Below are 607 nucleotides of genomic sequence, written 5' to 3' on the forward strand. Positions count from 1 at the left end.
CAAACCTTACTAATACTGGATATTTGATACCACTTTTATGAATTGCTGCAACAGTACCAATTTCCTGATACCAGTACGATTCTTTTCTCAATATTTTTACTTTTGAGCCTCTTTCCATATTTTTAGTCCTCAGATAGATTATTAAAGATTATTATATTAAAAAATTTAAAAAACTAAACAAAATATATAAAAATACTACCGACAATTGTAATATATAACTAATAAAAGGAGAGAGAGGGATTCGAACCCTCGATAACAAAAGTTATGACAATTTTCGAAATTGTTGCAATAAACCACTCTGCCATCTCTCCTGAATTAAAATACTGTTTTAAAAAATTAGACAAGAATAACATAGAACTAAGGTAGTTGCCTAGAAAATTAAAACTATGTTAAATATAAATTATAATCTTTCTATAGATATATTTAAAAAATATGTACATAGAATCTATATCAGCTTATTTCAAGATTTTTTAATCTTATACAATTTTTACTAAATAAATAAATTCTCTCATAATATGAAACTATCTTGGAAAACACTTCTTCTTTGGTCTTTACCAATATTTGTAATTGGTTTCTTTTTCTGGCAAGGTTTTTTAGGTCCAACTAC

Annotated in this window: 1 protein-coding gene and 1 tRNA gene; both read right to left on the minus strand. The window is 25.7% G+C overall.

Annotation, left to right across the window (positions count from 1 at the left end):
* A partial coding sequence (gene psaE, locus ABD944_RS42220) for a photosystem I reaction center subunit IV (RefSeq protein WP_345187910.1) occupies positions 1-118 on the minus strand: 118 nt, incomplete at its 3' end.
* Positions 119-226: 108 nt separating this feature from the next.
* Positions 227-311 (minus strand) — tRNA-Ser (locus tag ABD944_RS42225).
* Between the last annotated feature and the right edge of the window lie 296 nt (positions 312-607).

The organism is Actinomadura verrucosospora (assembly GCF_039540335.1).
Taxonomy (GTDB): Bacteria; Actinomycetota; Actinomycetes; order Streptosporangiales; family Streptosporangiaceae; genus Spirillospora; species Spirillospora verrucosospora.